General features: G+C 70.6%; 26 protein-coding genes. 8 read left to right on the top strand and 18 right to left on the bottom strand.

The genetic code is table 11. From position 1 onward, the window contains the following. Positions 1–82: 82 nt before the first annotated feature. The 11 genes from ACZ5VC_RS28525 to ACZ5VC_RS28475 all read right to left on the bottom strand — a co-directional run bounded on the left by ACZ5VC_RS28525 (position 83) and on the right by ACZ5VC_RS28475 (position 11,293). Positions 83–1,081: an AAA family ATPase gene (locus ACZ5VC_RS28525; RefSeq protein ID WP_469122860.1), complete on the bottom strand. Its 999-nt coding sequence runs from the start codon at positions 1,079–1,081 to the stop codon at positions 83–85. A gap of 128 nt (positions 1,082–1,209) precedes the next feature. Next, entirely contained in the window at positions 1,210–1,650 is a 441-nt protein-coding gene (aroQ, locus tag ACZ5VC_RS28520) for a type II 3-dehydroquinate dehydratase (RefSeq protein ID WP_469122859.1), read from the bottom strand. Next, on the bottom strand, positions 1,647–2,741 hold the full coding sequence (gene aroB / locus ACZ5VC_RS28515) for a 3-dehydroquinate synthase (protein WP_469122858.1): 1,095 nt from the start codon (positions 2,739–2,741) through the stop codon (positions 1,647–1,649). The genes aroQ and aroB overlap by 4 nt, the downstream gene beginning before the upstream one ends. After that, complete coding sequence (locus ACZ5VC_RS28510) at positions 2,738–3,256, bottom strand: shikimate kinase (RefSeq protein ID WP_469122857.1); 519 nt, start codon at positions 3,254–3,256, stop codon at positions 2,738–2,740. The genes aroB and ACZ5VC_RS28510 overlap by 4 nt, the downstream gene beginning before the upstream one ends. Further along, positions 3,253–4,437 (bottom strand): chorismate synthase, encoded by a 1,185-nt coding sequence (gene aroC, locus ACZ5VC_RS28505; RefSeq protein ID WP_469122856.1) that lies wholly within the window; start codon positions 4,435–4,437, stop codon positions 3,253–3,255. The genes ACZ5VC_RS28510 and aroC overlap by 4 nt, the downstream gene beginning before the upstream one ends. Positions 4,438–4,756: 319 nt before the next feature. Next, complete coding sequence (locus ACZ5VC_RS28500) at positions 4,757–5,602, bottom strand: shikimate dehydrogenase (RefSeq protein ID WP_469122855.1); 846 nt, start codon at positions 5,600–5,602, stop codon at positions 4,757–4,759. Then, positions 5,580–7,247, bottom strand: coding sequence for an endolytic transglycosylase MltG (gene mltG, locus ACZ5VC_RS28495; RefSeq protein WP_469122854.1), 1,668 nt, complete (start codon positions 7,245–7,247; stop codon positions 5,580–5,582). The genes ACZ5VC_RS28500 and mltG overlap by 23 nt, the downstream gene beginning before the upstream one ends. A 101-nt stretch (positions 7,248–7,348) precedes the next feature. Then, on the bottom strand, positions 7,349–7,813 hold the full coding sequence (ruvX, locus tag ACZ5VC_RS28490; RefSeq protein ID WP_469122853.1) for a Holliday junction resolvase RuvX: 465 nt from the start codon (positions 7,811–7,813) through the stop codon (positions 7,349–7,351). Next, the gene (gene alaS, locus ACZ5VC_RS28485) at positions 7,813–10,482 is read right to left on the bottom strand and encodes an alanine--tRNA ligase (RefSeq protein ID WP_469122852.1); all 2,670 of its coding nucleotides are present in this window, start codon (positions 10,480–10,482) and stop codon (positions 7,813–7,815) included. Before alaS ends, ruvX begins: the two co-directional genes overlap by 1 nt. Then, entirely contained in the window at positions 10,482–10,835 is a 354-nt protein-coding gene (locus tag ACZ5VC_RS28480) for a DUF6167 family protein (RefSeq protein ID WP_469122851.1), read from the bottom strand. Before ACZ5VC_RS28480 ends, alaS begins: the two co-directional genes overlap by 1 nt. Before the next feature lie 5 nt (positions 10,836–10,840). Beyond that, the gene (locus ACZ5VC_RS28475) at positions 10,841–11,293 is read right to left on the bottom strand and encodes a DUF948 domain-containing protein (protein WP_469122850.1); all 453 of its coding nucleotides are present in this window, start codon (positions 11,291–11,293) and stop codon (positions 10,841–10,843) included. A 130-nt stretch (positions 11,294–11,423) separates the two neighbouring features. Between ACZ5VC_RS28475 and ACZ5VC_RS28470 the strand changes: the two genes are divergently transcribed. After that, a complete protein-coding gene (locus ACZ5VC_RS28470) occupies positions 11,424–11,690 on the top strand; it encodes a hypothetical protein (protein WP_469122849.1) in 267 nt (88 codons plus the stop codon). 191 nt (positions 11,691–11,881) lie between these two features. Here ACZ5VC_RS28470 and rpsD read toward each other — a convergent pair whose 3' ends face one another. After that, on the bottom strand, positions 11,882–12,496 hold the full coding sequence (gene rpsD, locus ACZ5VC_RS28465; RefSeq protein WP_468714985.1) for a 30S ribosomal protein S4: 615 nt from the start codon (positions 12,494–12,496) through the stop codon (positions 11,882–11,884). Between the two features lie 188 nt (positions 12,497–12,684). Here rpsD and ACZ5VC_RS28460 point away from each other — a divergent pair, with 188 nt between their 5' ends. Next, positions 12,685–13,380, top strand: a complete 696-nt coding sequence (locus ACZ5VC_RS28460) for a DUF2470 domain-containing protein (RefSeq protein ID WP_469122848.1) — start codon at positions 12,685–12,687, stop codon at positions 13,378–13,380. Positions 13,381–13,416: 36 nt separating this feature from the next. Here the strand turns inward: ACZ5VC_RS28460 and ACZ5VC_RS28455 are convergent, their stop codons facing one another. Both ACZ5VC_RS28455 and ACZ5VC_RS28450 read right to left on the bottom strand, forming a co-directional pair. After that, entirely contained in the window at positions 13,417–14,784 is a 1,368-nt protein-coding gene (locus tag ACZ5VC_RS28455; protein WP_469122847.1) for a replication-associated recombination protein A, read from the bottom strand. Between the two features lie 45 nt (positions 14,785–14,829). After that, a complete protein-coding gene (locus ACZ5VC_RS28450) occupies positions 14,830–15,450 on the bottom strand; it encodes a vitamin K epoxide reductase family protein (protein WP_469122846.1) in 621 nt (206 codons plus the stop codon). A 134-nt stretch (positions 15,451–15,584) separates the two neighbouring features. On the opposite strand from ACZ5VC_RS28450, the gene ACZ5VC_RS28445 reads away from it, so the two are divergent. From ACZ5VC_RS28445 to ACZ5VC_RS28430, 4 genes are read left to right on the top strand one after another with little or no spacing between them, the layout of a single operon-like run. Continuing rightward, positions 15,585–16,472, top strand: a complete 888-nt coding sequence (locus ACZ5VC_RS28445; protein ID WP_469122845.1) for an ABC transporter ATP-binding protein — start codon at positions 15,585–15,587, stop codon at positions 16,470–16,472. After that, positions 16,469–17,311: an ABC transporter permease gene (locus tag ACZ5VC_RS28440; protein ID WP_469122844.1), complete on the top strand. Its 843-nt coding sequence runs from the start codon at positions 16,469–16,471 to the stop codon at positions 17,309–17,311. Before ACZ5VC_RS28445 ends, ACZ5VC_RS28440 begins: the two co-directional genes overlap by 4 nt. After that, entirely contained in the window at positions 17,269–18,510 is a 1,242-nt protein-coding gene (locus ACZ5VC_RS28435) for a sensor histidine kinase (protein ID WP_469122843.1), read from the top strand. The genes ACZ5VC_RS28440 and ACZ5VC_RS28435 overlap by 43 nt, the downstream gene beginning before the upstream one ends. Continuing rightward, the gene (locus ACZ5VC_RS28430) at positions 18,507–19,139 is read left to right on the top strand and encodes a response regulator (RefSeq protein ID WP_469122842.1); all 633 of its coding nucleotides are present in this window, start codon (positions 18,507–18,509) and stop codon (positions 19,137–19,139) included. Before ACZ5VC_RS28435 ends, ACZ5VC_RS28430 begins: the two co-directional genes overlap by 4 nt. Before the next feature lie 73 nt (positions 19,140–19,212). On the opposite strand, the gene hisS is transcribed toward ACZ5VC_RS28430, so the two are convergent. Together hisS and ACZ5VC_RS28420 are read right to left on the bottom strand one after the other, a co-directional pair. Further along, positions 19,213–20,475, bottom strand: coding sequence for a histidine--tRNA ligase (hisS, locus tag ACZ5VC_RS28425; RefSeq protein ID WP_469122841.1), 1,263 nt, complete (start codon positions 20,473–20,475; stop codon positions 19,213–19,215). Positions 20,476–20,486: 11 nt separating this feature from the next. Then, the gene (locus ACZ5VC_RS28420; RefSeq protein ID WP_469122840.1) at positions 20,487–21,203 is read right to left on the bottom strand and encodes an MBL fold metallo-hydrolase; all 717 of its coding nucleotides are present in this window, start codon (positions 21,201–21,203) and stop codon (positions 20,487–20,489) included. 154 nt (positions 21,204–21,357) lie between these two features. Here ACZ5VC_RS28420 and ACZ5VC_RS28415 point away from each other — a divergent pair, with 154 nt between their 5' ends. Together ACZ5VC_RS28415 and ACZ5VC_RS28410 are read left to right on the top strand one after the other, a co-directional pair. Then, on the top strand, positions 21,358–22,143 hold the full coding sequence (locus tag ACZ5VC_RS28415) for a peptidylprolyl isomerase (protein WP_469122839.1): 786 nt from the start codon (positions 21,358–21,360) through the stop codon (positions 22,141–22,143). A gap of 175 nt (positions 22,144–22,318) precedes the next feature. Continuing rightward, a complete protein-coding gene (locus ACZ5VC_RS28410) occupies positions 22,319–23,548 on the top strand; it encodes a DUF349 domain-containing protein (protein WP_469122838.1) in 1,230 nt (409 codons plus the stop codon). Between the two features lie 66 nt (positions 23,549–23,614). On the opposite strand, the gene ACZ5VC_RS28405 is transcribed toward ACZ5VC_RS28410, so the two are convergent. Beyond that, the gene (locus tag ACZ5VC_RS28405) at positions 23,615–26,107 is read right to left on the bottom strand and encodes a RelA/SpoT family protein (protein ID WP_469122837.1); all 2,493 of its coding nucleotides are present in this window, start codon (positions 26,105–26,107) and stop codon (positions 23,615–23,617) included. A gap of 147 nt (positions 26,108–26,254) precedes the next feature. Further along, a complete protein-coding gene (locus ACZ5VC_RS28400) occupies positions 26,255–26,647 on the bottom strand; it encodes a hypothetical protein (protein ID WP_469122836.1) in 393 nt (130 codons plus the stop codon). Positions 26,648–26,736: the final 89 nt, after the last annotated feature.

Here is a 26,736-nt window from a genome sequence, read left to right as displayed (position 1 = left end):
CGTACGAGCGGACGGGGCGCTCGGCGCGGGCAGCGCGTCCGACCGGGGGTGGCGGACGGGCGCCGGCGGCCGTCCGGTTCCGCTACCAGCTGGGCGGGCTGGCTATGGAGCGGGCCAGCACCTCGTCGAGCACCCGGGCCGTGGTCTCCACGTCGTACTTGGAGTTGTCGATGATCGGCAGCCCCGAGCCGTACCAGCCCGCCATCCGGCCGTGGATGCCGGCGACCTCCTCGTCGGACAGCCGCCGGTTGCCGCTGCGCTCGGCGTTGCGCTCCAGGACGATCTCCAGGCCGGGGAGCAGCACGACGGGCAGCAGCCCGGGCCCCACATGGCGCTTCCAGCCCCCGAGGCCCACGACCGGGCGGTCCGGGAACACGGCGTCGTCGAGGATGCAGGAGATGCCGTTGGCCAGGAAGTTCCGGGCGGCGAAGCCGCAGGTACGGCGGGCCAGGCGGTACTGCGCCTCCGAGTGGTCGTTCCACCCCGCCTGCGGGTCGGCGAATCCGGAGCACACCCACTCGCGGACGTCGTCCAGGCTGATGTGCGCGGTGGGGACCCGGCGGCGCTGCGCCCAGTGCCGGGCCACGGTCGTCTTGCCCGCGCCGGCGGGGCCGATGAGCAGCACGGCGAGGGTGGCGGTGCCGGTGCCCAGGTCGGCCGGGGGCGGCGCGGGCATCGCGACGGGGCCGCCGGGCGGGAGCGGTATGTGCCCGGTCGTGTCCCGGGAGGGCGGGGGCGGGGCCTGCTGGGGCGCTCCCCCGGTCCAGCCCGGTGCGGGCGCCTGGCCATGCGTGCCGGAGGGGCCGGACGGCTGCCCGGGCTGTCCGTGGGTGCCGGGGTGCGCGGGGGCCTGCCCGTGAGCGCCCGGGTGACCGGGGGCCTGTCCGTGAGCGCCCGGGTGGCCGGGCGGGCCCTGCGGAGGCGGGGCGGACGCGGGGGTCGCCTGCGGATAGGGAGCGGGGTGCCCGTGCGGCATGGGCGGGTGGCCCTGCGGGGCGGGAGGTACGGGAGGACGGGCTCCCTGCTCCCAGCCCTGGCCCCCGTGTCCGGGCGGCAACGGAGCCCCCACTGCGTGCTGCATCCGGTGCCACTCCGTCTCGTACGACTGACGCTGATCGGCGGCGGCTGGGCCCCCGCTACCGAAAGGTACCTTCCCCGGCCTCCGCAGGGGGAACGGCCGGGGAAGGTCCAGAGTGCCCTGTCGGCCAGTCAGCCTGTCAGTTCGTCCGCGAGAGCCCGCAGAGCGAGCCGGTACGAGCCGATTCCGAAGCCGGCGACGGTGCCGCTGGCGATGGACGCGACCACCGAAGTGTGCCGGAATTCCTCACGTGTGTACGGGTTCGAGATGTGCACCTCGATGAGCGGGGCGGTCCGCTGGGCCGCCGCGTCACGTACCGCGTACGAGTAGTGAGTGAAGGCGCCCGGGTTGAGAACGACCGGAATCGAACCGTCCGCGGCCTCGTGGAGCCAGCGGATCATTTCGCCCTCGTCGTTGGTCTCGCGGACCTCGACGGCGAAACCCAGCTCGGCGCCGAGCTTCTGGCAGCTGTCGACCAGGCCGGCGTACGACGTGGCGCCGTAGACGTCGGGCTCGCGGGACCCGAGACGGCCGAGGTTCGGGCCGTTGAGGACGAGAACCCGGCGGCTCACGCCGAGACCTCGCCGTACGCGGCGAACAGGATGGCCGGGTCCGGGCCCTCGAGCACGGTCGGCTTGGCCAGTCCGTCGAGGACGATGAAGCGCAGCAGGTCACCGCGGGACTTCTTGTCGACCTTCATGGTCTCCAGAAGCTTGGGCCACTGGTCGCCCCGGTAGGTCAGCGGCAGACCGACGGACTCCAGGACCGAGCGGTGCCGGTCGGCGGTGGCGTCGTCGAGGCGGCCGGCGAGCCGGCCCAGCTCGGCGGCGAACACCATGCCGACGGAGACGGCGGCGCCGTGACGCCACTTGTACCGTTCGTTCCTCTCGATCGCGTGCGCCAGGGTGTGGCCGTAGTTGAGGATCTCGCGCAGGCCCGCCTCCTTGAGATCGCTGGAGACGACCTCGGCCTTGACCCGGATGGAGCGCTCGATGAGCTCGGCCGTGTGCGGACCGGCGGGGGTCCGCGCGGCGGCCGGGTCCTCCTCGATGAGGTCGAGGATGACCGGGTCGGCGATGAATCCGGCCTTGATGATCTCGGCCAGTCCGCTGACGTAGTCGTGGACCGGGAGCGAGTCCAGGGCGGCCAGGTCGCAGATGACGCCGGCCGGCGGATGGAAGGCGCCGACGAGGTTCTTGCCCTCGGCGGTGTTGATACCGGTCTTGCCGCCGACGGCCGCGTCCACCATGGCGAGGACGGTGGTCGGTACGGCGATCCAGCGCACACCGCGCAGCCAGCTCGCGGCCACGAAACCCGCGAGGTCGGTGGTGGCACCGCCGCCGACACCGACGATGACGTCGGTGCGGGTGAAGCCGGTCTGTCCGAGCGCCTTCCAGCAGTAGGCCGCGACCTCGACGGTCTTGGCCTCCTCGGCGTTGGGGACCTGGATGGCCACGGCCTCGTAGCCCTGGTCGGCGAGGTCCTGACGCAGGGCCTCGCCGGTCTCGGCGAGCGCCTCCGGGTGGATGAGGGCGACCCGCTTGGCCCGCGGACCGATGAGGGCGGGCAGCTCACCGAGGAGCTGCCGGCCGACCAGCACCTCGTACGGGTCCGTGCCCGCCGTACCGCCGACCTCGATACGGGTTACTTCCTGGTCGGTCATACGTCCTTCAGCTCCAGTGCGTCGAGGACCGCCTGGGCGACCTCTTCGGGGGTCCGGTCGTCAGTGGCGACGACGACACGGGCGACTTCGGTGTAGAGATGGCGGCGCGCGTCCATCAGCTCGCGCCACTGACGGCGCGGGTTGACGGCGAGCAGCGGGCGCGCCGTGTTGAGTCCGACGCGGCGGACCGCCTCTTCCACGTCCATCGACAGATAGGCCACGGGCAGGCCGACGAGGACTTCGCGGGTGCTGTCGTCGAGGACGGCGCCGCCGCCGAGGGAGAGAACGCCCTCGTGCTCCGCGACGGCGGCGAGCACCGCCTGTCGCTCGAGCTCGCGGAAGTGCGCCTCGCCCTCCTCGATGAAGATGTCCGAGATCTCGCGGCCCTCGGCGGCGACGATGTCGGCGTCCGTGTCGCGGTAGGGCACGCCCAGCCGTTCGGCCAGGAGAGCGCCCACCGTGGACTTGCCGGACCCCATGGGCCCGACCAGGACGACCAGAGGACGGGGGGTCACCGGATGCGCAGGTTGTCGAGGTAGGACTGGACGTTGCGGCGGGTCTCGGGAACCGAGTCGCCACCGAACTTCTCCACCACCGCGTCCGCCAGAACCAGCGCGACCATCGCCTCCGCGACGATCCCCGCCGCCGGCACCGCACACACGTCGGAACGCTGGTGATGGGCCTGGGTGGCCTCACCGGTGGCGACGTCGACGGTGGCCAGCGCGCGCGGGACGGTGGCGATGGGCTTCATCGCCGCGCGGACGCGCAGGAGTTCGCCGGTGCTCAGGCCGCCCTCGGTGCCGCCGGCACGGCCGGAGGTCCGCTTGATGCCCTCGGCGGTCTTGACGATCTCGTCGTGAGCCTTCGAACCAGGCACGCGGGCGAGGTCGAATCCGTCGCCGACCTCGACACCCTTGATGGCCTGAATGCCCATGAGCGCGGCGGCGAGCCGGGCGTCCAGCCGACGGTCCCAGTGCACGTGAGAGCCGAGACCGACCGGAACCCCGTACGCCAGCACCTCGACCACACCACCGAGGGTGTCGCCGTCCTTGTGGGCCTGATCGATCTCCGCGACCATCGCCTTCGACGCATCCGCGTCCAGACAACGCACCGGATCCGCGTCCAGCTTCTCGACGTCGGCGGGGGTGGGGTAGACGCCGTACGGGGCCTTGGCCGCGGCGAGCTCGACCACGTGGGAGACGATCTCGATCCCGGCGGCCTCCTTCAGGAAGGACCGGGCGACGGCGCCGAGCGCGACACGCGCGGCGGTCTCGCGGGCGCTGGCGCGCTCCAGGATCGGACGGGCCTCGTCGAAGCCGTACTTCTGCATTCCGGCCAGGTCGGCGTGTCCGGGCCGGGGCCGGGTCAGGGGGGCGTTGCGCCCCGTCTCCTTCAACTCCGCAGGGTCCACCGGATCGGCCGACATGACCTTCTCCCACTTCGGCCACTCCGTGTTCCCCACCATCACAGCCAGCGGAGAACCCAGCGACAGCCCATGCCGCACACCACCCAGGAAGGTGACCTCGTCCTGCTCGAACTTCATCCGGGCACCACGCCCATAACCCAGACGCCGCCGCGCAAGATGGTCCGCCACCAGCTCAGTGGTGACCGGAACGCCGGCGGGAAGACCCTCCAGCGTCGCCACCAGCGCGGGTCCGTGGGACTCCCCAGCGGTCAGCCAACGCAACCTGCTCAACGATGCTCCTCATGCTCGCGCCTGGAACTGCTGCGGCGCGACCGGGTGCGCGGCCCTGGCCCGCCACCTCCGATCCTCCCACGTCCGGGCGGTGGACCCGATCGCCAGTCCAGCTGTCGGACGTCCGGGTCGCCCGGGTCGCCGGGTCGCGCGGAACCGGTGGAGCCCGGTCGGGAGGCCGGGAGGACGCGCCAGAGCCACCGGACGGCCACCGCCGCGAGGACCGCGAGCCCGGTCCAGACGAGGACGGCTTCCAGCCAGTCCGGCAGCAGCCCGAGGAGCAGCTTGAAGAGCCCGCTCCCCCAGTTGGCGGCGAGCGTCACCGGGCCGACACGGCCTGCTCGCCCGCCGCGCGCATGGCCTCCAGTGGCGCGGGGACGATTCCGGTCATCTGCTCGACCTGGAGGACCGCCTGGTGGACCAGGAGGTCCATACCCCCGACGATCCGGCCACCGCGCTGCGACCAGGCAGCGGCGAGAGCCGTCGGCCACGGGTCGTAGAGGACGTCGAAGAGCGTGCCGGGCGCGGCCGGGACGGCTGCCGAGAGGGCGTCGGTCGTCCCCGCGGGGGTGGTGGCGATGACGAGAGGTGCGGCCAGGGCCTGCGCCGCGTCCTTCCAGTCGGCGGTGCGGACCTCGATGGCGAGCCGCTCACCCCAGCCGCGCATCTCACGGGCACGGTCCTCGCTGCGGACATACGCGGTGACGGGCCCGGTGCAGATGTGGGAGAGCGCGGCGAGCGCGGACGAGGCGGTGGCGCCCGCGCCGAGGATCGCCGCGGTCTCCACCTTCTCCACGCCCCGCTCGCCGAGCGCGGCGATCATGCCGGGGATGTCGGTGTTGTCACCGACCCGCCGGCCGTCCGCGGTGAACACGACCGTGTTCACCGCCTCCACCGCGGCCGCCGTCGCGCTGACTTCGTCGAGCAGCGGGATGACGGCGCGCTTGAGCGGCATGGTGAGGGAGAAGCCCGCCCAGGTGTCGTCCAGCTCCCCGAAGAATCCGGGGAGCCCGGCCTCGTCCACTTCGAAGCGGTCGTACGACCAGTGGGCGAGGCCGAGTGCCTGGTACGCGGCCCGGTGGAGCACCGGGGAGAGCGAGTGGGCGATGGGCGAGCCGAGTACGGCTGCCCTGCGGCGGCCCTCAGTTGCTCCCCGAGTTTGCATCGAACTTTTCCTTCAGTGTCAGGAACTCGGCGTGCGTCTTGGCGAACTCGGTCTTGTTCATACCGTCGGTCGCCACGAAGTACAGCCAGCCGTCCTTCGTCGGGTTCAGGGCAGCGGCCAGCGCGTCGCTGCCCGGGTTGCCGATGGGCCCGGGTGTCAGGCCCTTCTGCGTGTAGGTGTTGTACGGGTCCTGGTTGCTGTTGATCTCCGACTCGCTGATCTTGATCTTGCTCTGCCCCTTGAGGTAGTTGAAGGCAGAGTCGAACTGGAGCAGCTGGTTCGTCTCGGTGTTGGTGGGCTTGAGACGGTTGTAGACGACTTCGCCCATCTTGCGGAAGTCGTCGTGCGTCTTGCCCTCCGCCTGGACGAGGCTGGCCACCGTGACCAGCTCCCAGGGGCTCTTGAGCCCCAGCGAGGTGGCCTTGGACTGCAGGTCGAGCTTGTCGTACTCCTCGTTCGCCCGCGCGACCATCCTGCGCAGGACGTCCTCGGGCTCGGCTCCCTTGGCGACCGGATAGCTCGCCGGGAAGAGGAACCCTTCCAGCGGGTCCTTCACATCGGCATGGCCGTTGGCCCACGCGGGCAGACCGAGGCTCTTGGCCCGGGCCTTGGCGACGCCCGCGGTGGTGCCCGCCTTCAGTCCCAGGCGCTTGTCGATCTCCGCGTAGACCCAGACGTTCCGCCTGCCCTCGGGAATGATGAAGTTGCTCCGGCTCACCGGGTTGAGCATCAGCTCGACCGCGCTCGCCGCCGACATCCCCTTCTTCAGGATGTAGACGCCGTCCTGGATCATCTTCCCCTTGGGGTTGCGCTCCTGGGCCGAGACGAAGGCGTCGACGCTCTTGACCACGCCGTTCTTCTTGAGGATGTTGCCGATGTCGTAGCCGCCGGCGTCCTTCGGGATCACCACCTCGACCGAGCCGGCGCCCTCGCCGGTGAAGTCGGGGGCCACGCCGAACTGCCCCTGCCAGAACTGGTAGCCGAAGTAGCCGACGCCGCCCAGGCCGCCGACGAGGACCGTGGCGACGACCAGGCAGGCAATGCCGTTCCTGCCCTTTTTCTTCTTGTTCCGGCCGCCGCGGCCGCGGCCGCCGCCGGAGCGCCGCCCCGCCGGGTCGTCCCCGTCGTCGTCACCGTGACCGTCGCCGCCGCCGCTGAAGAAGGAGTGCTTCTCCTCCTCCTCGGGCTCCGCCTGCCAGCCGGACGTGGGTTCGGGCGGGGTCTGCCGCTGACCGGGGGGCTGCGGCGGCGGGTACGCCTCGGGGGTGCCGTAGAGGTCCGGGCCCGGCCCGGCGGCGTACGGCTCGGCCGGCGGCGCGCTGTAGGGCATCGCCACCTGCTGACCGGTGGACGCCTCCCAGGTGCCGTCGTACGGCTGTGCGGGATAACCGGGCTCGTTGTACCCCTGCGCGCCCTGGCCCGTGCCGCCGTACTGCGGATCGGCGTACTGCGGCTGCTGCGCGTACTCCTGCCCGTACGGGTCCTGCTGACCGCCGTACTGGGTCTGCTGGTACGGGTCCTGGGCCTGCTGCTGGTAGTACTGCTCCCGGCCGCCGGCCTGCTGACCTCCCCATCCCTGGTCCCCGAACAGCGGGTCCTCGGGATGCCACGGTTCGGAGCCGGGGCTCCGGCCATATTCAGTCATCGATCCCCAAACAGCCGCGAGGCGGCCGGACGGTCCGCCTCTACGTAGTGCGGCAGCTGTTCGAAAACGGCCGCATCGCGCGGAACGTTACCGTATCGCGATCAGATGACCACTTCGACGCTCTCGCCGGGCGGATTACCTGATACCCGTTCGGACTCAAGAGCGTTCTGAAGGATGATCACAGCGGCGGCCTGATCGATGACCGAGCGGCCCTTCTTCGACTTCACCCCCGAGGCGCGCAGGCCCTGACTGGCCGTCACCGTCGTCATGCGTTCGTCGACGAGCCGGACGGGTACGGGGGCGACGACGCGGGCCATCTCCTGGGCGAAGACCCTGACCTTTGCCGCGGCAGGCCCCTCGCCCCCACTGAGGGAGCGAGGGAGGCCGACGACGATCTCGATCGGTTCGTACTCCTCCACGATCTGTCCGATCCTGCGGTGGGCGGCCGGGACGTCGCGTCCCGGCACGGTCTCCACCGGCGTGGCGAGGACCCCGTCGGGGTCGCACGAGGCGACCCCGATCCGGGCGTCCCCGACGTCGATCGCGAGGCGACGGCCGCGTCGCATCAGGCGACGTCCCCCACCAGACGCTCGACGGCGTCGATGGCGTCGCCGATGGCCTGCGGGTTCTGACCGCCGCCCTGGGCGACGTCCGGCTTGCCGCCACCGCCGCCGCCGAGGGTCTTGGCAGCCGTGCGGACCAGCTCGCCGGCCTTGAGGCCCCGCTCGCGGGCGGCCTCGTTGGTGGCGATGACCGTCAGCGGGCGGCCGTTGGCCGTGGTGAACAGTGCCACGACGGCGGCCCGGTCGCCCGGGATGCGGCCGCGGACGTCGAGGACCAGCTTGCGCAGGTCGTCGGCGGAGGTGCCGTCGGGGACCTGGCCGGTGACCAGCGCGACGCCACGCACGTCCTTGGCCGTCTCGACGAGACCGGCGGCAGCGGCGAGGACCTTCTCGGCGCGGAACTTCTCGATCTCCTTCTCGGCGTCCTTCAGCTTGCCGAGCATGGCGGAGACCTTCTCCGGAAGCTCCTCGGGGCGGCCCTTGACCAGCTCCTGGAGCTGGGCGACGACCGTGTGCTCACGGGCGAGGAAGTTGTACGCGTCGACACCGACGAGGGCCTCGATGCGGCGCACGCCGCTGCCGATCGACGACTCGCCGAGCAGCTTCACCAGGCCCAGCTGGGCGGTGTTGTGGACGTGCGTACCGCCGCACAGCTCCTTGGAGAAGTCGCCGATGGTGACGACCCGGACCCGCTCGCCGTACTTCTCGCCGAACTCGGCGATGGCGCCCTGCTTCTTGGCCTCGTCGATCGACATGACCTCGGCCTGGACGTCGAGCTCACGGGAGAGGACCTCGTTGATCTTCTGCTCGACGTCGGTCATGACCGAGCCGGGGACGGCGTTCGGCGAGCCGAAGTCGAAGCGGAAGCGGCCCGGGGAGTTCTCCGAACCGGCCTGGGCGGCCGTCGGGCCCAGAGCGTCGCGCAGCGCCTGGTGCGTCAGGTGCGTGGCGCTGTGGGCGCGGGCGATGGCGCGGCGGCGCGTGACGTCGATGGCGGCGTAGGCGGAGGCGCCGACGGTCACTTCGCCGACCTGGACGACACCCTTGTGGACGTGGACGCCCGGGACGGGCTTCTGCACGTCGCGGACCTCGATGATGGCGCCGGTGTCGAGCCGGATCCGGCCCTGGTCGGCGATCTGACCGCCGCCCTCGGCGTAGAAGGGGGTGCGGTCGAGGACGACCTCGACCTCGTCGCCCTCGGTGGCGGCCGGCGAGGGAACGCCGTCGACGAGCAGGCCGACGATGGTCGACTCGGTCTCGGTGGAGACATAGCCGGTGAAGTCGGTCTCGCCGGAGGTGTCGGCCACCTCGCGGTAGGCGGAGAGGTCGGCGTGGCCGGTCTTCTTGGCCTTGGCGTCGGCCTTGGCGCGCTCCCGCTGCTCCCGCATCAGACGGCGGAAGCCGTCCTCGTCCACGGAGAGGCCCTGTTCGGCGGCCATCTCCAGGGTGAGGTCGATCGGGAAGCCCCAGGTGTCGTGGAGCAGGAACGCCTTCTCGCCGGCGAGGACCGTGCCCCCGGAGGCCTTGGTCTCGGTGACGGCGGTGTCGAGGATGTTGGTGCCGCCCTTGAGGGCCTTCAGGAAGGCGGCCTCTTCGGCGAGGGCGACGGTCTCGATGCGCTTGCGGTCGGTGACGAGCTCCGGGTACTGCTGCCCCATCGTGTCGATCACGACGTCGACGAGCTCCTGGACGACCGGTCCGGTGGCGCCCATGAGACGCATGTTGCGGATGGCGCGGCGCATGATGCGGCGCAGCACATAGCCGCGGCCCTCGTTGCCGGGGGTGACGCCGTCGCCGATGAGCATGACGGAGGTGCGGATGTGGTCGGCGACCACGCGCATGGACACGTCGGTGTCCTTCGCGGCGCCGTACCGCACGCCGGTCAGCTCGGTGGCCTTGTCCATGACCACGCGCAGGGTGTCGGTCTCGTACATGTTCTGTACGCCCTGCAGGATCATGGCGAGACGCTCGAGACCGAGACCGGTGTCGATGTTCTTCGACGGCAGGTCGCCGAGGATCGGGAAGTCCTCCTTACCGTCACCGGCGCCGCGCTCGTACTGCATGAAGACCAGGTTCCAGATCTCCACGTAGCGCTCGTCGTTGACGGCCGGGCCGCCCTCGGCGCCGAACTCCGGGCCGCGGTCGTAGTTGATCTCCGAACACGGGCCGCAGGGGCCGGGGACGCCCATGGACCAGAAGTTGTCCTTCTTGCCCAGGCGCTGGATCCGCTCGGCGGGGACGCCGATCTTCTCGCGCCAGATCTGCTCGGCCTCGTCGTCGTCGAGGTAGACGGTGATCCAGAGCTTCTCCGGCTCGAGGCCGTAGCCGCCGTCCGCCACGGAGCTGGTGAGCAGCTCCCAGGCGTACTTGATGGCGCCTTCCTTGAAGTAGTCGCCGAAGGAGAAGTTGCCGCACATCTGGAAGAACGTGCCGTGGCGGGTGGTCTTGCCGACCTCTTCGATGTCCGGCGTCCGGACGCACTTCTGCACGCTGGTGGCGCGCGGGGCGGGCGGCTTGGTCTCACCGAGGAAGTAGGGCTTGAAGGGGACCATGCCCGCGTTGACCAGCAGCAGAGTCGGGTCGTCGGCGATGAGCGACGCCGAAGGCACGACGGTGTGCCCGCGCTCCTCGAAGAAGCTCAGCCAGCGGCGGCGAATTTCAGCCGACTCCATCAGTGGTCCTCATTCCGGTTGTACGAACGCGTGTGGGGCGCATGCTTCGGGTACGCATGCGTGGTCTTGTGGGGGGTGCGGTCGAGCTCGGCCCTGCGCCGAGGCCCCGGGAGGTCCCGGTCCGGCGGCGCCTCCAGGCCCAGCGCCTCACCCAACTCGGCCTCCCGCTGGACCATTCCCGCCCGGACGTCGAGCGCGAAGTCCTTGAGCCGGTGGCCCGTCTCGATCGCCTTGTTCGCGGCCTGCGCGGCGAGGCTCTCGGGGGTCAGCTGCCTGAGTTTGCGGTTGACCTTCGTGGTGGCCCAGACGCCGGCTGCGGCGCCCGCGGTGAACCAGAACGTACGGCGGAACATCGGGGTCAGCCCTTCTGCTTCCGGCGCCGGGCGGACGGCACGGTACGGCCGACGATCACGGTGCGGCGGGTGGGCGCCTGCGTCACGTCACTCCGGTCGCGGCCCAGCGCCCGGCGTACGCCGTAGCCGAAGGCAGCGATCTTGACCAGCGGCCCGCCGAAGGTGGACGCGACGGTCGTGGAGAGCGCGGAGGCGTTGGAGGTGACTTCCTGGACGTCCGAGGCGATGGCGTCGACCCGGTCGAGCTGGGTCTGTGCCGAGCGCACGGTCGCGGAGGCGTCGGCGAGCAGCGGAACCGCCTGTTCGGTCACGTCCGCCACCATTTTGGTGGTCGCCTTGAGCGTCTGGGCCAGCCTCACCAGGACGACGGCGAGGAAGGAGACCAGGATCGCCCAGAAGACGGCCACCAGAATCCCGGCAACCTCTCCACCGGTCACTGCGCACCGCTCTCTGCTCATCGAAGGGCACCTTGAAAGTCGTCCTCCGACCCTATCGCGCCCGCGGTCTTGTCCCGTACCGCATTTGCGGTCCGCGGGACGGCGGTGACGCGGTCGGATCGTGCGGAGTGCGCCCGGATGAGTACGCTCCGTGTCCCATGCGGCGGAGCGATCTCCCGCCGAGCCGAGCCGGTTCGTGGGACGGGCCGGAGAGCTGGACGACGTACGGCGGCTGCTGATGGAGTACCGGCTGGTCACGGTGGTCGGCGTGGGCGGGGTCGGCAAAACCCGGCTGGCCCTGCGGGCCGCGGCGGCATCGCAGAAACGCCCCGCCGACGGGGTCCGGTTCGCCGAGCTGTCCACACTGCGCGACCCGGCCGACGTGCTCGACGGGCTGGTCGCCCGGTCGCCGGTGTGACACGGGGCGGGCCGGCGGGCCCGCGCTACGGGATGCCCGACACGGTCCGGGCGCACGGCGCCGCCGGCCGCGGTGGAGGCGGCCCGCCCGTCGCGTGCGCCCCCTCCCGGACACGCGAAAGCCCGCCGACTCCCCCACCGGTAAGGGCGGGGAAGCGGCGGGCTGAACACCGCGGGGGTGCTACGCCAGGGTCAGCGGGCGTAGTACTCGACGACCAGCTGCTCGTCGCAGATGACCGGGATTTCCTTGCGGTTCGGGTCGCGGTCGAGGCGGAAGGCCAGGGCCTTCAGGTTGACCTGCAGGTAGCGCGGGGTCTCACCGTCGGCGGCGAAGCCACCCTCGCGGGCCACCTGGAACAGGGGCTTCTCGCGGGAGCGCTCGCGGACCGTCACGACGTCGTCGGGACGGACACGGAAGGACGGCTTGTCGACCTTGCCACCGTTGACCTGGATGTGGCCGTGAACGACCATCTGGCGGGCCTGGTAGATGGTGCGGGCGATGCCCGAACGCAGGACCAGGGCGTCGAGGCGACGCTCGAGCTCGACGACCAGCGCCTCACCCGTCTTGCCTTCGGCCTTCTTGGCGCGGTCGTACGCGCGGGCCATCTGGCGCTCGCTGATGTCGTACTGCGCACGCAGGCGCTGCTTCTCGAGCAGACGGACCTTGTAGTCCGAGTTCTGCTTGCGGCCACGGCCGTGCTCACCCGGCGGGTACGGGCGCGCTTCGAAGTACTTGACAGCCTTCGGCGTCAGCGCGATACCGAGCGCGCGAGACTTCTTGACCTTGGGACGCGACTGGTTAGGCACGTTCTCCAGACCTCCGTTGTAGGTTAGGTTAGGCTCACCTTACTCAAGGAGATCGCATGTCTCGCCCTGGGAACACCAAGCGCATCACAGACAGCAACACAAAGAGCGATGCTTCTGAGAGCATCGAATGTGACGGAGGTCCGATCAGCTCATGGTCAGCCGCGTCCAACGGGCTTGAAATCGCGCGGATGCCGTCAGCAGCCGAGCGCACACGAACTCTCGTACAGAGTACATGCTCCGCGGTGCTGCTCGTTCCGGGGACCGAGGGTGCCCGCTTCGACCAGCTGATGCCCGAGGCGCGGGCGGTGGGCGCCGACGGCGAGGTGTTCCTGCTGTTTCCGGCCGACGCACCGGCTGTACGCGCCGCCACGCACGCCCAGGACGACGAGCTGGCGGCCGTGCTGGAGATCACCGACGTCGCGCCGGTCTCCGTGCCCCACCGCATCCGGGGCCGGGCCCGGGTCTCCGGCTGGCTCACCACCGTGCCCGAGCTCGCCGAACCCGGACACATGATGCTGCGGCTGGAGGTCGGGGAGGCGAGCGTCGACGACCTCTGGGGCGCTGGGGACGTCGACGCCGAGGAATTCGCGGCCGCCGCTCCCGATCCGCTGGTCTCGCACGAGACGGAACTGCTCCAGCATCTGCACGCGGCGCACGGCCCCCAGGTCCGGGAGCTCTCCACGCTGCTCGGTGACCGGGCGCGGGCCGGACTGGCCGTGCGGGACGTGGTGCCACTGGCGCTCGACCGGTTCGGGCTGCGGATCCGGTTCAGCGACGGGGCCGGACACTCCTTCGACACCCGCTTCGACTTCCCCGAGCCGGTGCGGGACGTGAACGAGCTGCGCCGGGCCATGCACCGGCTCTTCGAGGCGGCCCAGCACTGAGCCGGGACCGCGCCGGGCGCCCCCGGGCCCCGCGCGTCAGCGCGTCTCCTGCCCGCCCTCGCCGCGCAGCCGTTCGCGGACCTTCTCGACCACGTCGGCGTAGCGCGCCTCCGCGCCGTACCGCGTGGGTTCGTAGTAGCGCTTGCCGTGGACCGCGTCCGGCGCGTACTGCTGGGCGGCGATTGCGCCCGGCACATCGTGCGGATAGACATAGCCCTGGGCGTGGCCCAGCTTGGCGGCCCCCTTGTAGTGGCCGTCGCGCAGATGGGCCGGGACCGGGCCGGCCAGACCGCCCCGCACGTCCGCCTGGGCCGCGAAGATCGCGGTCGTCACCGCGTTCGACTTGGGCGCCAGGGCCAGCGCGATGGTGGCGTGGCTCAGGGTGAGGGCCGCTTCGGGGAAACCGATCATGGCGACCGCCTGGGCGGCCGCGACCGCCGTGGGCAGAGCGGTCGGGTCGGCGAGGCCGATGTCCTCGCTCGCCGAGATCATCAGACGACGGGCGATGAACCGGGGATCCTCCCCCGCCTCGATCATCCGTGCCAGGTAGTGCAGTGCCGCGTCCACGTCGGAGCCCCGGATGGACTTGATCAGCGCGCTGGCCACGTCGTAGTGCTGGTCGCCGTCGCGGTCGTACTTCACCGCGGCCCGGTCGACGGTCTCCTCGACGGTCTGGAGAGTGATCTCCGGGTCGCCCTTCGCAAGGGCCGCACCGGCCGCCGCCTCCAGCGCCGTGAGAGCGCGGCGGGCGTCGCCGCCCGCGATCCGCAGCAGATGGGCCTCGGCGTCCTCGGGCAGGGTGAGCGCTCCGCCGAGCCCCCGCTCCTCGGTGAGGGCACGCTTCAGCAGCCCGCGCAGGTCGTCGTCGGTAAGGGGCTCCAGCGTGAGCAGCAGGGAGCGGGAGAGCAGCGGCGAGATGATCGAGAAATAGGGGTTCTCGGTGGTGGCGGCGATGAGCGTGACCCACCGGTTCTCCACCGCGGGGAGCAGTGAGTCCTGCTGGGCCTTGCTGAAGCGGTGGATCTCGTCGAGGAAGAGGACGGTGTCCTTGCCGAAGCCGCCGGAGGCGCGGCGGGCACCGTCGATGACCGCGCGGACCTCCTTGACACCGGCGGTGATCGCGGAGAGCTCGACGAAGCGCTTGTTGGTGGCCTTGGAGACCACATAGGCCAGGGTCGTCTTTCCGGTGCCCGGCGGTCCCCACAGAATCACCGAGGACGCCCCGGCCGGGCCTCCCGAGCCTTCGCCGACCAGCCGGCGCAGCGGGGATCCTGGCTTCAGCAGATGCTGCTGGCCCATGACTTCGTCCAGGGTGCGCGGACGCATCCGTACGGCCAGGGGGCTGCTGGACGGGTCCTTCTCCTGGCGCTCTTCGGCGGCTGCGGTAAAAAGGTCGGGCTCCACGTCATGAAGCCTAAGTCAGGGCACTGACAACGCCCTCCGCGCCCGTCAGCTGGTCCAGAAGTCCCACCAGCGGGTGAGGACGAGCATCCCGATGATCCCGATGTGCAGCACGGGCAGCACCCAGGTGAACTCGCCGAAGAACCCCCGCAGCCACCCCGGCGCCGGCAACAGACCCTTACGCACGTTGTGCGAGGTCACGTACCAGAACATGACGATCGTGGCGACCCAGGCCAGGCTGCACCACAGGCACAGCGCATTGATCTCGTACAGCGACTGATACATCAGCCACATGCAGAAACCGACACCGAACAGCGTCCCCGCGTTCAGACCCAGCCAGTACCACCGGCCATAGCGCGCACCCGCCAGCAAGCCCACGCCGATCGCGATCACCATCCCGTAGGTGACCAGCCCCAGCATCGGATTCGGGAACCCGAACACCGACGCCTGCTCGCTCTTCATGATGTTCCCGCACGACACCACCGGATTCAGACTGCATCCCGGGGTGAAGCTGGGGTCCTCGAGGAGCTTGAACTTGTCGATGGTGATCACCCAGGCGGCCAGCAGCCCGGCCGCACCGGTGACCACGAACAGCCACGCCAGCGCCCGGCTCGCACCCACGCCCCCGCTCCGCTCGGAGGTGGCGCCGTCAACCGCTGCTTTCGTCATATCGCCGTTCCATCACTCGGGGCCGCTGGGCACGGACATTCTGCCGCACGGGCCGCGGTGTCCACCGTTCGATGGACATAAGGAGGACTGACCGGCCGTCGTGGAGGCGGTGGTTCCGCGAGACGCTCCCTCATATGACAGAGACAGAGTTCGCCGTGCGGGTGCGCGGCCTGCGCAAGCGGTACGGCGGTGTGACGGCGGTCGACGGCCTGGATCTCGGCATCCGCCACGGCGAGGTGTTCGGGATACTCGGGCCCAACGGCGCGGGCAAGAGCACCACGGTGGAGATCCTGCAGGGCCACCGGTCGCGGGACGCGGGCGAGGTCGCCGTGCTCGGGGCGGACCCCGCCACCGGCGACCGCTCCTGGCGCTCGCGGGTCGGCATCGTCTGGCAGGACGAGTCGGCGCCGGCGGAGCTGACGGTACGGGAGACGGTGGCCCAGTTCGCCCGCTACTACCCGTGGCCCCGCGATCCCGACGAGGTGATCACGATGGTCGGCCTGGAGAAGAAGGCGTCGAGCCGGGTCAAGGCTCTCTCCGGCGGCCAGCGGAGGCGTCTCGACGTGGCGCTCGGCGTGATCGGCGGGCCGGAGCTGCTGCTGCTCGACGAGCCGACGACGGGCTTCGACCCGGCGGCCCGCCGCCAGTTCTGGGATCTGATTCGGCTGCTGGCGGCCGAGGGCACCACGATCGTGCTGACCACGCACTACCTGGAGGAGGCCGAGGCACTGTCCGAGCGGCTGGCGGTGGTCGCCGGCGGCCGGGTGGTCGCCGAGGACACCCCGGCCCGGCTGCGCGCGCGGTACGGGAGCGGCGCCACGGTCGCCTGGCGGGAGGCGGACGGCTCGCCGCGCAGCGAGGAGACCTCCGCCCCGACGCGTACCGTCGCCGCGCTCATGGGGCGCTTCGACGGCGAGATCCCGGGGCTGGTGATCAGCCGTCCCACGCTGGAGGACGTCTATCTGCGGCTCACCGGCCAGGTTCAGGACGCAAGGACAGGCACACCGGAGGCCACGCGATGACTCTCACCGAGAACGAGCCGAAGGCCCGGCGCGCCGGGCGGCTGCCCGGGGCCTGGTCGCTCGGGCTGAGCCGTGGGGCGCTGGAGATCAAGCAGTTCTTCCGGCTGCGCGAACAGGTCGTCTTCACCTTCGCCTTCCCCATCGTCTTCCTCTTCCTCTTCGCCTCGATCTTCGGCGACGAGATGGAGGGCACCGGCACGACCGCGTCCCAGCACTATGTGGCCTCGATGATCGCCGCCGGCATCATGTCGACCAGCTTCCAGTCGCTCGGTATCTCGATCGCGATCGAGCGGGACGAGAAGGTGCTGCGGCGGCTGCGGGGGACGCCGATGCCACCGGCCGCGTACTTCCTGGGCAAGGTGTGGCTGGTTCTGTTCACCTGCGCCCTGGAGACGGCCGCGCTGCTGCTCTTCGGCACGACGCTCTACGATGTCGACCTGCCCGGCGACGCCACCGGCTGGCTCACCTTCGGCTGGATCTTCCTGCTCGGGCTGATCGGCTGCTCCCTGCTCGGCATCGCGATCAGCAGCCTGCCCAGGTCGGGGAAGAGCGCCACATCGGTGGTCGTCCTGCCCTTCCTGGTCCTGCAGTTCATCTCGGGGGTCTACATCCTGGTCGACGCGCTTCCGGACTGGATGCTGACCATCGGGGCGCTGTTCCCGCTCAAGTGGATGGTGCAGGGGCTGCGCGGAGTGTTCCTGCCGGACGCCGCGGCCGTCATGGAACCCGCCGGGAGCTGGGAGTTCGGGCGCATCGCCCTGGTCCTGGGCGCCTGGTGCATCGGAGGATTGCTGCTGTGTCTGCTGACGTTCCGCTGGAAGAGCCGCAGCGACGGCTGAGCGGGCCGGCCGGGGCCCGCGACTCCGACGTGCACAACCGGACCTTCCGGAACTGGGACGCGTACTTCACCGTCGTCTGGACGGGCACGCTGGCCTTCGCGCTCGGCGCGGGGCACCCGCCGTGGCCCGTCCGGCTGGCGGCCGCCGGCCTCTTCTCCCTGCTGGTGCCGTGGTACCTGGTGGCGGGCCGCCCGCAGATGGTGGCGGAGCGGCCGGACGACCGGCGGGCCCAGCGCTACATCGTGGGTGCGCTGCTGCTGTTCCTGCCGTCCGCGGCGCTGGTCGGCGAGACCCGGCTCGCCGCGTTCGTCCTCGTACCGCAGTGCTTCATGCTGCTGCGCCTCGGCGTGGCGCGGCTGGCGGTCGTGGTGGTGAACGCCGTGCCGGTCGTCGGCTGGGCGGTGCTGTGGCGGCCGGAGCCGGCCGATCTCTACTTCAACTGCGTCTTCGCCGCCGTCACCCTGTGCTTCTCGGTGGTGCTGGGCACCTGGATCATCCGGGTCCTGGAGCAGAGCCAGGAACGGGCCGCGCTCATCGCCGAGCTCGACGCGAGCCGTGAGGAGGTCTCCCGGCTCTCGGCGGCGCACGGCGCGCTGGCGGAGCGGGAGCGGCTCTCGCGCGAGATCCACGACACCCTCGCCCAGGGGTTCACCAGTCTGCTGATGCTCGCCCAGGTCGTGCAGTCGGAGCTGGACCACGATCTTCCGGAAGCCCGGCGCCATCTGGGGCTGATGGCCGAGACGGCCCGGCAGAACCTGGCCGAGGCACGCGCCCTGGTCGCGGACGGATCACCGGCCGACCTGGCGGGCGGCTCGCTGCCGGACGCGCTGCGCCGGCTGACCGCGCGCCACGACTCACTCGCCACGCTCACGGTCACCGGCCAGGAACGGGCGCTGCCCGCCGGTCTGGAAGTGGTCGCCCTGCGCTCCTGCCAGGAGGCGCTGGCCAACGCCCGTAAACACGCGGGCCCCTCGACGGCCGTGACCGTGTCCCTGCGGTACGGCGCGTGTTCCCTGACGCTGACCGTCCGGGACAGCGGGTCCGGCTTCGATCCCCGGGCACCGCACCAGGGATACGGTCTGAGCGGGCTGCGGGCCCGCGCCTCGGAAGTCGGTGGCGCCGCCGAGGTCCGCAGTGCCCCCGGCGAGGGCACCACCGTCACCGTCGAACTGCCCATTCCCGCCAGGAGCACCGCATGATCCGAATCCTGCTCGCCGACGACCATCCGGTGGTCCGCGAAGGGCTGCGCGGCATGCTCGGCGCCGAACCCGATCTGACCGTGGTCGGCGAGGCGTCCAGCGGGCCGCGCGCCGAGGCGCTGTGCGCCGAACTGCGCCCCGACATCGTGCTGATGGATCTGCGGATGCCCGGCGGCGGCGGGGTCGAGTCGATCCAGCGCATCTCGGCGGCCGGGCTGCCGTGCCGGGTGATCGTGCTGACGACGTACGAGACGGACGGGGACATCCTGCGTGCCGTGGAGGCGGGCGCGGCCGGCTATCTGCTGAAGGACCTGGCCCGCGGGGAACTCGCCGACGCGGTCCGGGCGGCGGCGCGGGGGGAGACCGTCCTCGCGCCCTCGGTGGCGGCGCGCCTGGTCGACCAGCTGCGGACGAAGCCGGAACGGCCGCGGCTCTCGGAGCGCGAGACGGCGGTGCTGCGCCTGGTCGCCGAGGGCTGCACCAACGCGGAGATCGGCCGCCGGCTGTACATCGGCGAGTCGACGGTCAAGACGCACCTGCTGCGGATCTTCGGGAAGCTGGGCGTGGACGACCGCACGGCAGCGGTGACGAGCGCGATGCGCCAGGGGCTGCTGGACCCGTCCCGGTAGCGCTCGGCCGAGCGCTACGCGAAGGGGCCCGGACCACTTCAAGCGGTCCGGGCCCCACGTCGCCGTATCCGGATCAGGCCAGTTTCGCCCGGATCGTCTCGGTCACCGCGTCCACGGCGACGGCCTCCTGCTCGCCGGACTCCATGTCCTTGAGCTGGACGACGCCCTCGGCGAGGTCGCGCTCACCGGCGACGAGCGTGAAGCGCGCGCCCGAGCGGTTGGCGTTCTTCATGTGGCTCTTGAGGCCCTTGGAGCCGTACGAGAAGTCCGCCGCGACGCCCGCCTTGCGCAGCTCGGTGACCTTGGCGAAGAGCACCCGGCGGGCCTCCTCGCCCAGGGCGACCGCGAAGACGCTGGTGGTGGCGGGGATGTCGAGCTCGATCCCTTCCGCCTCCAGAGCCAGGACAGTACGGTCCACGCCGAGTGCCCAGCCGACCGACGGGAGCGCCGGGCCGCCGATCATCTCGGACAGACCGTCGTAGCGGCCGCCGCCGCCGACGGCGGACTGCGAGCCCAGACCGTCGTGGACGAACTCGAAGGTCGTGCGCGTGTAGTAGTCCAGGCCGCGCACCAGCTTCTCGTCGTCCTCGAAGGCGACCCCGGCGGCCGTGATCAGCTCGCGGACCTCCTCGTGGTACGCCTTGCAGGCGTCGCACAGGTAGTCGCGCAGCACCGGCGCGCCCGCCAGCTGCTTCTGCACCTCGGGGCGCTTGTCGTCGAGGACCCGCAGCGGATTGATCTCGCTGCGCCGCAGGGTCTCCTCGTCGAGGTCGAGGCCGCGCAGGAAGCCCTGGAGCGCGTCGCGGTAGACGGGACGGCACTCCTTGTCGCCCAGCGAGTTCAGCAGGATGCGGAAGTTCCGCAGGCCGAGCGAGCGGTACGCCTGGTCGGCGAGGATGATCAGCTCGGCGTCGAGCGCCGGGTCCTCGGCTCCGATGGCCTCGGCGCCGACCTGCGAGAAGTGGCGGTAGCGGCCCTTCTGCGGACGCTCGTAGCGGTAGTACGAACCGGAGTACCAGAGCTTGACCGGCAGACCGCCGGCCTTGTGCATGTTGGCCTCCAGCGCCGCGCGCAGCACGGAGGCGGTGCCCTCGGGGCGCAGCGCCAGGTTGGCGCCGCCCTTCGTGGTGAGGGTGTACATCTCCTTGGTCACGATGTCGGTCGACTCACCGACACCGCGGGCGAACAGGTCGACGTCCTCAAAACCCGGCGTCTCGATGTATCCGTAGCCGGACTTGCGCAGCGGGCCGGAGATCGCGTCGCGCACGGCCAGGTACGTGGCGGAGTACGGCGGGATGAGGTCGTAGGTGCCCTTGGGGGCCTTGAAGGTGCTCACGGGACTTCTCGTCACATTCCTCGTCGTGGAGCGGGCTGCGCTCTGCTGATTCGGCGGACTGCGGCCACTTCCCTGAGGTAGGGATTGGTGGCGCGCTCGCGGCCGATGGTCGTCTGGGGGCCGTGGCCGGACAGCACCACGGTCGAGTCGTCGAGCGGCAGGGCCACACGGGCCAGCGACTCGAGCATCTCGGCGTGGTCGCCGCCGGGCAGGTCGGTGCGTCCGATGGAGCCGGCGAAGAGCAGATCCCCCGAGAAGAGCACGGACGGGACGTCCGGCGCCTCGGGCATCTGGAAGGTCACCGACCCCTTGGTATGGCCGGGCGCGTGCGCGACCGAGAACTCCAGACCCGCAAGGCTCAGCTTCGCGCCGTCGCTCAGCTCCTTGACGTCGTCCGGCTCCCCCACGGTCAGCTCACCCATGAGCGGCATCCCGATGGAGCGGCCGAGGGCCTTCTCCGGGTCGCTCATCATGTACCGGTCGGAGGGGTGGATCCACGCGGGTACGTCATGGGCCCCGCAGACCGGGACGACGGAGGCGACATGGTCGATGTGGCCATGGGTGAGCACAACGGCGACAGGCTTGAGCCGATGCTTCCTGAGCGTCTCCTCGACTCCCTGGGCGGCCTGGTGGCCCGGGTCGATGATCACGCACTCCTCGCCTGCGGCGGGGGCGACCAGATAGCAATTGGTCCCCCAGGCCCCGGCGGGGAACCCGGCAATGAGCACGATCGTCCTTAGATGTCGTCCCGCCGACGGATACGGCAGAGCGGAATGCGGCAGATCAGAGCCTACCGGCGCTGCTCATTCCACAGCCAACCCGTATACGGTACGGGCACATCCGGGCAGGACAGGAACAGACGACCGACAAGGAGCACAACCGGTGGTCAGCAGCGATCAGCGGCGGCGGCAGCTCGCCAGGGAGAAGTTCGAGCGGCAGCAGCAGCGCCGGCAGGAAGCACGGAAGAAGGCCAGGCGCCGCAACACGATCATCGCCGCCGCGCTGGCCGTCGTGCTGGCCTCCGGCGCCGCCGTGTACGCCTCCGTCGGGCTGACCGACGGCGACCGCAAGGACGACGCCGCCACTCCGTCCGACAGCCCGACGCCCTCGGCGAGCGAGTCGAAGGTGCCCGAGCCCGCGATGGCCATCGACAAGAAGGCCACGTACGCGATGTCGCTCGCGACGAGCCAGGGCGACATCACGATCACGATGGACGCGTCGAAGGCCCCGCGGACGGTGAACTCGTTCAAGCACCTCGCGGACAAGAAGTACTTCGACCACACGAAGTGCCACCGCCTGACCACGTCCGGGATCTTCGTGCTGCAGTGCGGCGACCCGAAGGGCGACGGCACCGGCGGCCCCGGTTACACCATCCCCGACGAGAACCTGAACGCGCTGGGCAAGGCGGGCAAGGACGGTTCGGTGACCTTCCCGGCCGGGACGGTGGCGATGGCCAACACGATGCAGCCGAACACGGGCGGCAGCCAGTTCTTCCTCGTCTACGAGGACACCAAGCTGCCGCCGCAGTTCACCCCCTTCGGCACGATCGACGCGGCCGGTCTGAAGGTCGTCCGGGACGTGGCGAAGGCCGGTGTCGACGGCGGTGCCAAGGACGGTCCGCCCAAGAAGGCCGTCACCATCGAGAAGGCCGCTGTCCGGAAGGTGTGAACCGGCGAAATCCGGTCGCGCTGAGTGCGGACAGCCGGGCGGCCGGTCGCCTAGATTGGCGTTGTGGCAGCGCGGGCTCGACCCGCGTTGTGGAGGGCGGGCGAGGCCCGTCAGGAACTGTGGACGATGCCCAGGGGGCACAACCCCCTCAGCGGCATCATGTGGAGGAGGCGCTGTGAGCAGCGACCCGTGGGGCCGCGTCGACGAGACGGGCACCGTGTACGTGCGGACAGCCGAGGGCGAGAAGGTCGTCGGATCGTGGCAGGCCGGAACTCCAGAGGAGGCACTGGCTTACTTCGAGCGCAAGTACGAGGGCTTGGTGGTCGAGATCGGCCTCCTCGAGAAGCGGGTGAAGACCACCGACCTCTCGGCGAAGGACGCGACGGCGGCGATCGATCACATCCGCAAGCAGGTCGACGAGCACCACGCCGTCGGTGACCTGGCGGCGCTCAGCACGCGCCTCGACAAGCTCGTCGAGACCGTGGAGTCGCGTCGCGAGGAGCGCAAGGTCCAGAAGGCCAAGCAGACCGACGAGGCCAAGGCGGCCAAGGAGAAGCTGGTGGCCGAGGCCGAGTCGCTGGCCGAGAGCGAGCAGTGGCGCTCGGCCGGGGAGCGGCTGAGGGCTCTGGTCGACATCTGGAAGGGCCTGCCGCGGCTCGACCGGAAGTCCGACGACGAGCTCTGGCACCGCTTCTCGCACGCCCGCTCGGCCTTCTCCAAGCGCCGCAAGGCCCACTTCGCCTCGCTGGACGCCCAGCGCGAGGAGGCCCGCAAGACCAAGGAGAGGCTGGTCGCCGAGGCCGAGTCGCTGTCCAACTCGACCGACTGGGGTGCGACGGCCGCGCGCTACCGCGACCTCATGACGGAGTGGAAGGCGGCGGGCCGCGCCCAGCGCGAGCACGAGGACGACCTGTGGAACCGCTTCCGCGGCGCCCAGGACGTCTTCTTCGCGGCGCGTGGCGAGGTCTTCGCCGAGCGGGACGCGGAGCAGACGGAGAACCTCAAGCTGAAGGAGGAGCTCGCGGTCGAGGCCGAGAAGCTGGTGCCCGTGAAGGACCTGAAGGCGGCCCGTGCGGCCTTCCGTGCCCTGAACGAGCGCTGGGAGGCCATCGGCCACGTACCGCGCGACGCCCGCCCGAAGGTCGAGGGCCGGATGCACGCGGTGGAGCGGGCGCTCCAGGAGGCCGAGGAGTCCGAGTGGCGGCGTACGAACCCCGAGGCACGCGCGCGTGCGGCGGGTCTGACCGGTCAGCTCCAGGACGCCGTCGACAAGCTGCAGAAGCAGATCGACGCGGCCCGTTCGGCGGGCAACGACGGGAAGGCCGACAAGCTCGCCCGTGAGCTCGAAGGCCGTCAGGCGCTGCTCGACCAGGCTCTGAAGGGCCTGGAGGAGTTCGGCGGCTGAGAGTTCCCCGTACGAGAAGGAGGCCCCCGGTACGTATGCGTACCGGGGGCCTCTTCCTGTGCTCCGTTACGGCCTGCGCGCCGAGGTCACCCGGTACACGTCATAGACGCCCTCCACGCCGCGTACCGCCTTCAGGACGTGCCCGAGGTGCTTGGGGTCGCCCATCTCGAAGGTGAAGCGGGAGGTCGCCACCCGGTCGCGGGACGTCTGTACGGCGGCGGACAGGATGTTGACGTGCTGGTCCGACAGGACGCGCGTGACGTCCGAGAGGAGCCGGGAGCGGTCCAGCGCCTCGACCTGGATGGCGACCAGGAAGACAGAGGACTGGGTGGGCGCCCACTCGACGTCCAGCATCCGCTCGGGCTGCTGCGAGAGCGAGTCCACGTTGACGCAGTCAGCGCGGTGCACGGATACGCCGCTGCCGCGTGTGACGAAACCGATGATCGGGTCGCCGGGCACCGGCGTACAGCAGCGGGCGAGCTTCACCCAGACGTCCTCGACGCCCTTGACGACCACGCCGGGGTCGGCGTTGGCACGTCGCTTGGAGCGGCCGCGGGACGGCGGGGTGGTCTCGACGAGGTCCTCGTTGGCGGCCTCTTCGCCGCCGAGCGCCTGGACCAGCTTCTGGACGACGCCCTGGGCCGCGACATGGCCCTCGCCGATCGCCGCGTAGAGCGAGGAGATGTCGGGGTAGCGCATCTCGTGGGCGAGGGTGACGAGCGAGTCACCGGTGAGGATCCGCTGGATCGGCAGGTTCTGCTTGCGCATGGCACGCGCGATGGCGTCCTTGCCCTGCTCGATCGCCTCGTCGCGGCGCTCCTTGGAGAACCAGGCGCGGATCTTGTTGCGCGCCCGGGGCGACTTGACGAAGCCGAGCCAGTCGCGGGACGGGCCCGCGCCGGCCGCCTTGGAAGTGAAGACCTCCACCAAGTCGCCGTTGTCGAGGGTCGATTCGAGCGGAACGAGCCGCCCGTTGACCCGCGCCCCTATGGTCCGGTGGCCGACCTCGGTGTGGACGGCGTAGGAGAAGTCGACCGGCGTCGCCCCGGCGGGCAGCGCTATGACATCGCCCTTGGGGGTGAAGACGAAGACCTCGTTGCGCGAGAGGTCGAAGCGCAGCGACTCGAGGAACTCCGAGGGGTCCTCGGTCTCCTTCTGCCAGTCCAGCAGCTGGCGCAGCCACGCCATGTCGTTGAGGTGGTCGTCCTTGCCGGTCTTCCGCGGTACGTCGGTGCGCACCTTGGAGGCGCCGGCGACGGCCTCCTGCTTGTACTTCCAGTGCGCGGCGATGCCGTACTCGGCACGGCGGTGCATGTCGAAGGTACGGATCTGAAGCTCGACGGGCTTGCCGTTGGGCCCTATCACGGTCGTGTGCAGCGACTGGTACATGTTGAACTTCGGCATCGCGATGTAGTCCTTGAACCGGCCGGGGACCGGGTTCCATCGCGCGTGCACGGTGCCGAGGGCGGCGTAGCAGTCGCGGACCGTGTCGACGAGGACACGGATGCCGACCAGATCGTAGATCTCCGCGAAGTCACGGCCGCGGACGATCATCTTCTGATAGACGCTGTAGTAGTGCTTGGGGCGGCCGGTGACCGTGGCCTTGATCCGGGCGGAGCGCAGATCGGACTGGACCTCGTCGGTCACTATGGCGAGGTACTCGTCGCGCTTGGGCGCCCGCTCGGCGACGAGCCGGACGATCTCGTCGTACATCTTGGGGTAGAGGATCGCGAAGGCGAGGTCCTCCAGCTCCCACTTGATGGTGTTCATGCCCAGGCGGTGGGCCAGGGGCGCGTAGATCTCGAGGGTCTCGCGGGCCTTCTTCTCCTGCTTCTCCCGCTTGAGGTAGCGCATGGTGCGCATGTTGTGCAGCCGGTCGGCGAGCTTGATGACCAGGACGCGGGGGTCCTTGGCCATGGCGACGACCATCTTGCGCACGGTCTCGGCCTGCGCGGCCTCGCCGAACTTGACCTTGTCCAGCTTGGTGACGCCGTCGACGAGCAGTGCGACCTGGTCGCCGAAGTCGCGGCGCAGGGTGTCCAGGCCGTACTCGGTGTCCTCGACGGTGTCGTGCAGCAGGCCGGCCATCAGCGTCGCCGGGTCCATGCCCAGCTCGGCGAGGATGGTGGTGACGGCGAGCGGGTGCGTGATGTACGGGTCGCCGCTCTTGCGCTTCTGGCCGCGGTGCCAGCGCTCGGCGACCTGGTAGGCCCGCTCGATCTGGCGGAGCGTGGCCGTCTCGATCTTGGGGTCGTTGCTGCGGACGATCCGCAGCAGCGGTTCGAGGACCGGGTTGTACGGCGAGGAGCGCTGCACGCCGAGGCGGGCGAGGCGGGCGCGGACCCGGTTGGAGGAGCCGCCGCCGGTGCGGGCGGCGGAGGCGGGCACGGGCTTGGGGGCGGAGAGGGGCGCCGGTGCCGGGCTCTGCGCGCGCTCGGGCACCGCGGGCTTCGGCTCGTGCTCCGCGGGCTTGTTCTGGGGCGCGGCGGGACCCGCCGCGGCCTTCTCGGCCTGCTGGTCGTGGTTCGCGGCGGAGAGTGGCTGGGCCTCGTCTGGCAAGAGCGCTCCTCGGGCGGATCCGGGTCCCCCGGTCAGGCCCGGACATCCCATGGTATCGACCCGCGCGCCCCGCTGCTCACGGGCTGTTGCCAAGGACACGTGGAGGCGGCACCGAGGCCCCTCCACACGCCCTGGCGGGGCTCTCGGCTATGCCCATCGGATCAGCGAAGCCCCCTTGATCATGATCTCCTTCTCGGCGGCGACGTTGCCCCACGGCACCTTGATCGACGCGCCCTTGCCGCAGCCCGCGTCGAACCACGCCTTCCTGCCCCGGCTGTCGAATCCCTTGACCTTGACGCAGGCGCTGCCCTTGAAGGCCTTCCAGGAATAGCCCATCCGCATCCCGGGGGAGCCGAAGTGGCCGCAGCCGTCCCGGGCCGTGCTCCACTTCAGCGGGACGCCCCCCGAGTTCTTCCAGCCCACGCAGGTGTCGGCGGTGGGCGCGGCACCGGCCGGGGCCGCGCTAGTGGTGAGCGCCGCGACGGCGAGCAGCGCGGCGAGTACGGCCTCGCGGGTAAACGTCAGAGGTGTGCGGGTCATGGATGTCCTTCGGTCCGGATGCCTCGATCGGTGGCATCCCCAAGATCCAACCAGGACATCTCCGGAAAAACGGGAAGGGCACCCCGGGG

Source organism: Streptomyces sp. NPDC033174, assembly GCF_055577795.1.
Note: the sequence above shows the minus strand (reverse complement) of the source record. Positions and strands in the feature narration are given on the sequence as shown.